We start from the raw sequence: 6,217 nt of genomic DNA on the forward strand, positions 1-6,217 counted from the left end.
TTTTCGCGGGCCCTTAGGTGCCGCACCGACAATGAAATCGCCCCTTCATGTTCTTCCTTCATGCCCTTCATGGTCAAAACGACGCCGCGCCACTGTGGCACCGGCGCCGGAATCAAACGCTCAACCCCAACTTCTTGATCCGATAGCGCAACTGCCGCGGCGTCATCCCCAGGCTGTAGGCGGCGCGGGTCTTGTTGCCCATGCAGTGGCGGATCGCCTCCTCGATCTGTTCGGCCTCGTCGGCCTGCACCCGGGCGTAGGGGCGGAGGTGGTCGGTGGAGCGTAGCGGCCGGATCGGGGTGGGCGTGTCGGGGCTGGGGTGGGGCTCGCGGACGAAGTGGCCCTGGGTGGCGTCCGGTGAGGCGATTCCCTCTTCGTCGGCGAGGATCCGTTTGATCAGTTCGCGGGAGATGGTCTGTTCGTTGCTGAGCAGCACCGCTCGCTTGATCAGGTTCTCCAACTGGCGGATGTTGCCCGGCCAGGGGTAGCCGTCGAGGGTCTCGATGGCGCCGGCGCCGAAGGCGAGCCGGCGCTCGAACTCCTGGTTGGCACTGTTGAGGAAGTGGTGGGCGAGGATCGGTACGTCGCCCTGGCGGCTGCGCAGCGGCGGCAGGCGGATCGGGAAGACGTTGAGCCGGTAGAACAGGTCGAGGCGGAAGCGGTTTTCGTTGACCGCCTCTTGCAGGTTCTTGTGGGTGGCGGCGACGATCCGCACGTCCACCGGGAGGTCCTTGTTGCTGCCGACCCGCTGCACCACCTTCTGCTCCAGCAGTCGCAGCAGCTTGGCCTGGAGGTCGAGGTCGAGGTCGCCGATCTCGTCGAGGAACAGGGTGCCGCCGGAGGCGATCTCCACCTTGCCGCGCTTCATCGCGGTGGCGCCGGTGAACGCCCCCTTTTCGTGGCCGAACAGTTCGGACTCGATCAGGCTCGACGGGATCGCCGCGCAGTTGATACTGACGAACGGCCCCTCGGCGCGGTCGCTGGCGAGGTGCTGCATGCGCGCGAAGCGCTCCTTGCCGGTGCCCGATTCGCCGAGCAGCAGCACGGTGGTGGCGGTCTTCGCCACCTGTAGCGCCTGGTGGATCGCCTGCTGCAGTACCGCGCTGCGGCCGATGATGCCGTAGTGCACCGCCTTGCTCTCCAGGGTGCTTTTCAGCATCAGGTTTTCCGACAGCAGGTCGCGGGTGGTCTCGGCGACCAGGTCCTTGACCCGCAGCACCTGGCCGACCAGCGTCGCCACCACCTGGAGCAGGGCGACGTCGCGCTGGAACGGGCGCGTGCGGTTGCGCAGGCGGTGCACCGCCAGCACCCCCACCGGGTAGTCGTCGGTGATGATCGGCACCGCGATGAAGGCCACCGCCTCTTCAGGGAGGGTGGTGCGGTCGACCGCGCGGGCGAGGTATTCGGGCTCTTCGTCGATGTTCTGGATCAGGGCGACGCGGCCCGATTGGAACACCTTGCCGGTGATCCCCTCGCCGATGAAGTAGTGGCCGCGGTCGCGCTCCTCGGCGGTCAGGCCGTAGGCGTGGGTGATCTTCAGGGTGCCGTCCTCGGGGCAGGGGAGCAGCACCCGGCCGCGGTTCAGGCCGAGCAGTTGGGAGAGCAGGCGCAGGATCCCCTGGATCGCCGGCTCGGGGTTGGTGGATCGGGTGATGAGTTTGGCCGCCTCCTGCAGCACCAGTAGCTCCGACTCCGGAGTGGTGGCGAGTGACCGCTTGACCATCAAGCAAACCTCGGAATTGTCTTTACGGGGGTCCATTAGAGATGTTTGTCCGATGATTGCAAGCGACTTCGTCACCGAGCGGCGGTTTTGCGCCAGCTCGCAAAACCGTAATGTTTTCAAGGGAGTCGGGGTGCCGGTTCGCCTGTAGGAGCGGCCCTTAGGCCGCGATGATGGCCTTTCCGTTGCCCGCCGCCGCTAGTCAAAGTGCAAGGGCGGTGCTTCGAATCATCGCGGCCTAGGGGCCGCTCCTACAGGAGGGGGGAGGGGGGCACCGCTCCATCATCATCTTCCGGGTTTTCCGAAGGGGACAGGCCATTCGGAGCGGTTATCGCGGCGGTGAGGCCGCTGCCTCCGTTCGCGTCGGCGCGGTAGCGCCGACCTACGGGGGGCGTCGTTATCCGTGATGCCAGCTGAAGCGGCGGATCAGGCTGACGCAGACCGCGTCGAGGACGAAGCCGATCACCCCGATCACCACCACCATCGCCGCCAGGGTGTCGTATTCGAGGGTGTCGCGGGCGTCGTTGATGGCGTAGCCGAGCCCGCTGGTCACCCCGAGGTACTCCGCCGGCACCAGCACGATCCAGGCGACGCCCACCGCCAGGCGGATGCCGGCGAAGATGTCCTGGCCGATCGCCGGCAGGATGATCCGGCGCAGCATCTGGAAGCCGCCGGCGCCCAGGTTCTTCGCCGCCTTGAACCACAGCGGGTCGATCCGGCGCACCCCCTGGGCGGTGGAGAAGAGGATCGGCCAGATCGCCGCCACCGCGATCAGGAAGACGATCGCGCCGTCCCAGGTGGCGAAGGCGAGCACCGCCACCGGCATCCAGGCCAGCGGCGAGATCATGCGCAGGAACTGGAAGGGGACGTGGGTCAGTTCGCGCAGGCCGGCATACAGCCCGATCGCCACCCCCAGCGGCACGCCGGCGAGGGTTGCCCACAGCAGGCCGAGGCCGATCCGCTCCAGGCTCGGCAGCGAGGCCTTCCAGACGTAGCCGTTGCCCACCAGCTCCGTCAGCCGCTCGAAGGCCGGTGCCGGCGCGAAGTCGGCGAACGAGGCGGTGTCGGGGTTGTTGGCGATTAGCCAGCCGCCCAGCCACCAGGCGAGGAGCAGGCCGGCGATGCCGCCCGCCGGATAGCCGACGCGGGAGAGCAGCCAGCGCCCGATGCCGCCCCAGTCGATGGCGCTCTCCCCGGGGCCCGCGTCGTCGACGGAAATCGTGCGTGCCGCGCCGTTCATATCTTGATCACCTCTTCGCGCTCGTAGGGGTTGGCGGGGTCGACGCCGGGCGCCGTCTCCCACCCCTTGTACTTCTCCATCGCCGCCTTGACGTGCTGGTAGTCGACCAGGTCGTTGGCGACGAATTCGGGGTCGAGCCCTTCGAGGAAGGTGTTCTCGCCGGCCACCAGGGTCTGGTTCATCGATTCGATGATCTTTTTGGTGGCCGACGGGTAGGGGTAGGGCGAGAAGTCGATGCGGCCGTTGCCGAACTCCGCTTGATTGCGGATGGCGTGGGGCTTGGCGTAGTCGGCCTCGTCGTAGTAGGTCATCGCGCGCACCACCGCCTTGCCCGGCATCGGCAGGTAGCGCTTGCCGTCCTTGGACATCATCATCGCCACCTCCTCCTTGTGCTGCTGGGCGTAGATCTCGGCGCGGACGATGGCGTTCATCACCTTCTGGGTCCACTCCGGCTTGGCCGCCACGGTCTGTTCGTTCATGCACACCACGCAGCAGGGGTGGTTCTTCCACATGTCGCCGGTGAAGCGCAGCATCTTGCCGCCGGCCTTCAGCTCGCCGAAGGCGTTGAACGGTTCGGCGACGATGAAGGCGTCGATCTTCTTCGCCGCCAGCGCCGGCGGCATGTCCGGCGGCGGCATGATCATCAGGTTCACCTCGTCCTTGGCCAGCGGCGCGCTCTGGTCGCGGATCACCGGCTTCAGCCCGGCGCTGCGCAGCCCCATCTGCAGCACGATGTTGTGCATCGAGTACCAGTAGGGGACGGCGACCTGCATCCCGCCGAGGTCCTTGAACTCCTCGGCGCCGGTGTGTTTGCCGACGACCAGCGCGGAGCCGTTGATGTGCGCCCAGGACATGATCTTGACCGGGAACTGGTTGTTGTAGCGCATCCACACCGGGATCGGCTTGAGCAGGTGGACCAGGTTGAACTTGCCGGCGGCGAAGCCCTCGACCAGCGGCGACCAGCCGCGGATCAGGGTCGGCTTCTCCGCCTTCAGCCCCTCCTCCTCGAAGAAGCCCATGGCGTGGGCGACCAGCAGCGCGGTGGCGTCGGTGATCGGCAGGTAGCCGATGCGCACCACCTCGTCGTCGGGTACCGCGGTGGCGGCCATGCCGAGGCCGGGCAGGCTCATCGAGGCGGCCAGGCCGCCCATCGCCAGCATGTCCAGCATGAAGTCGCGGCGGCTCATCTCGTGGCGGGCCAGGTAGTCGAGATCGTCGTGTTCGGAGTTGCTCATGAAGGGAGGTCCTCTAAAGGGGGGAGGGGGGGCGGAACCGGCGGCGGGGCTGTCAGGCCGCCTTGGCGGATTCCCGTTCCTGGTGGCTTTCCGTGGGGGCGTCGGTGGCCGTCTCGTGGCCGCCGACCAGTGATTCGAAGCGGGTCATCAGCGCGTGGCGCGTGCGGGTGTAGGCGGCGGCGGAGCGGTCCCGGGGGTAGGGGAGATCGACCGCCATCTCGCCGACGATGCGCCCGGGGTTGGCCGACATGATCAGCACCCGGTCGGCCATCGCCACCGCCTCGTCGATGTCGTGGGTGACCAGCACCAGGGTGAGGTTCTCGCGCTCGGCGATGCGCGTCACCTCGTCCTGCAGGGATGCGCGGGTGAAGGCGTCGAGGGCGGAGAAGGGCTCGTCGAGCAGCAGCACCTCGGGCGAGGTGGCCAGCGAGCGGGCCAGCGCCACGCGCTGCTGCTGGCCGCCGGAGAGGCTCTGCACGCTGGCCTCGGCCTTGTCGCCGAGGCCGACCAGGTCGAGCAGGCGGTTGATCTTCTCCGGGTCCCTGGCGCCGGCCAGGATCAATCCCAGCTCGGCGTTCTGGCGCACGTTCATCCACGGGTAGAGGGAGGGCTTCTGGAACATCATGTTCCACTTGGCGCTCGGCTTGGCGACCTGATGGCCGTGGATGCGCACGCACCCCTCGGAGGGCATCAGGAGGCCGGCGATCATGTGCAGCAGGGTGGACTTGCCGCACCCGCTGCGCCCGATCAGGGCGATCTTCTGGCCCGGGGCGATGTTGAGTTCGATCTCCTTCAGGGTCGGCGCCGCCTGCCCCCTGAAGGTGTGGGTGATGTAGTCGATGCTGATGTTGGCTGCCATGTCGGACCCTTTCGTCACGCTGTCGGTTTGACGAAAGGTTTAGCAGGTAGCATGCCATCCTTTTTTATCTTTTTATTTCAGTTGGTTAGTATGTTGATTTGGGTATGCCTAAGTTTATTGGTCAACATTGTCGACTTTGTCTGACAAACCGCCCGATCTCTCGCTGCCAATACGGACAATTCGCCCTTTCTGAGAAGGAATTAAAATCAAAACATAGGATTATGTTGAATGGCACGAGGCGTGCTTTGGTCCCGTGACCCCCGCTCGTGGGGACCCGTGTAGACCAACACCTTGAAGGTACCAACCATGAACAAGTCCGAAATGCGCGATGCGATCCTCGAAGCGAAGAAGTCCAAGGGGGCGACCTGGGAGGCGATCGCCGCGGCCGCCGGCCTGGCCCCCGAATACGTGGTCTCGGCGTGCCTGGGCATGAACCATCTGGAGAAGGCGAATGCCGACCCGTTGGCGGAGTTCCTCGGCCTCGGCGCCGAGCTCTCCGCCGCGCTGCAGGAGTTCCCGAACAAGAAGTGGGACCAGATGGTGCCCACCGACCCGGTCATCTACCGCTGGTACGAGATCGTCGGCGTCTACGGCGAGACCATCAAGGAGCTGATCCACGAGAAGTTCGGCGACGGCATCATGAGCGCCATCGACTTCACCATGAAGATCGACAAGGAGGAGAACCCGGCCGGGGACCGCGTGGTGGTGACCCTGAACGGCAAGTTCCTGCCTTACAAATCCTGGTAGCGGCTCGCTGAACCTGTCGATACTTCATTGACTACCAGGCGGAGACCTCGGGCGAGGACGGGCTGAAGATCGTCCGTGGCTTTCTCGAAATCCGTGAACGGTAGCGCGAGCGGCCCGGCCGGGGAGGTGGGTGGGAAACGGTAGTCTGGATGGAGCGTAGCGGAATCCGGGGCGACGGTACCGTTCGTGGGAAAACCTGGATTCCGGAAGCCCTCCATCCAGGCTACCCCTGCCTCTTACCCACAAATCGGCCATCAGTGAGTCGCTGGGCGGTCAGCCGCAAGGCGCGCCCTCGCCGGGGCAGCCGCCCTGCCTCAAGAGGGCGCAAGGCTTCCCGCGTCCTGCTCTCGCCCCTCCCCCACATCCATGTGGGGGACGCGGCGGATGGCCGCCCAGCGACTCACCCGCAGGGCGCC

At 66.2% G+C, this 6,217-nt stretch carries 5 protein-coding genes; 1 reads left to right on the top strand and 4 read right to left on the bottom strand.

What is annotated here, in order from left to right; all coding sequences use genetic code 11:
• Positions 1-112: 112 nt before the first annotated feature.
• The 4 genes from ACYQ2W_RS24870 to ACYQ2W_RS24885 form a co-directional block, all read right to left on the bottom strand.
• The gene (locus ACYQ2W_RS24870; protein WP_459873486.1) at positions 113-1,723 is read right to left on the bottom strand and encodes a sigma-54 interaction domain-containing protein; all 1,611 of its coding nucleotides are present in this window, start codon (positions 1,721-1,723) and stop codon (positions 113-115) included.
• 394 nt (positions 1,724-2,117) lie between these two features.
• Complete coding sequence (locus ACYQ2W_RS24875) at positions 2,118-2,960, bottom strand: ABC transporter permease (protein ID WP_459873489.1); 843 nt, start codon at positions 2,958-2,960, stop codon at positions 2,118-2,120.
• The gene (locus ACYQ2W_RS24880; protein WP_459873491.1) at positions 2,957-4,195 is read right to left on the bottom strand and encodes an ABC transporter substrate-binding protein; all 1,239 of its coding nucleotides are present in this window, start codon (positions 4,193-4,195) and stop codon (positions 2,957-2,959) included. Before ACYQ2W_RS24880 ends, ACYQ2W_RS24875 begins: the two co-directional genes overlap by 4 nt.
• A 52-nt stretch (positions 4,196-4,247) precedes the next feature.
• Entirely contained in the window at positions 4,248-5,054 is an 807-nt protein-coding gene (locus ACYQ2W_RS24885; RefSeq protein ID WP_459873493.1) for an ABC transporter ATP-binding protein, read from the bottom strand.
• A 306-nt stretch (positions 5,055-5,360) separates the two neighbouring features.
• Between ACYQ2W_RS24885 and cynS the strand changes: the two genes are divergently transcribed.
• Entirely contained in the window at positions 5,361-5,801 is a 441-nt protein-coding gene (gene cynS, locus ACYQ2W_RS24890; RefSeq protein WP_459873496.1) for a cyanase, read from the top strand.
• Positions 5,802-6,217: the final 416 nt, after the last annotated feature.

It is taken from the genome of Endothiovibrio diazotrophicus (assembly GCF_054657215.1).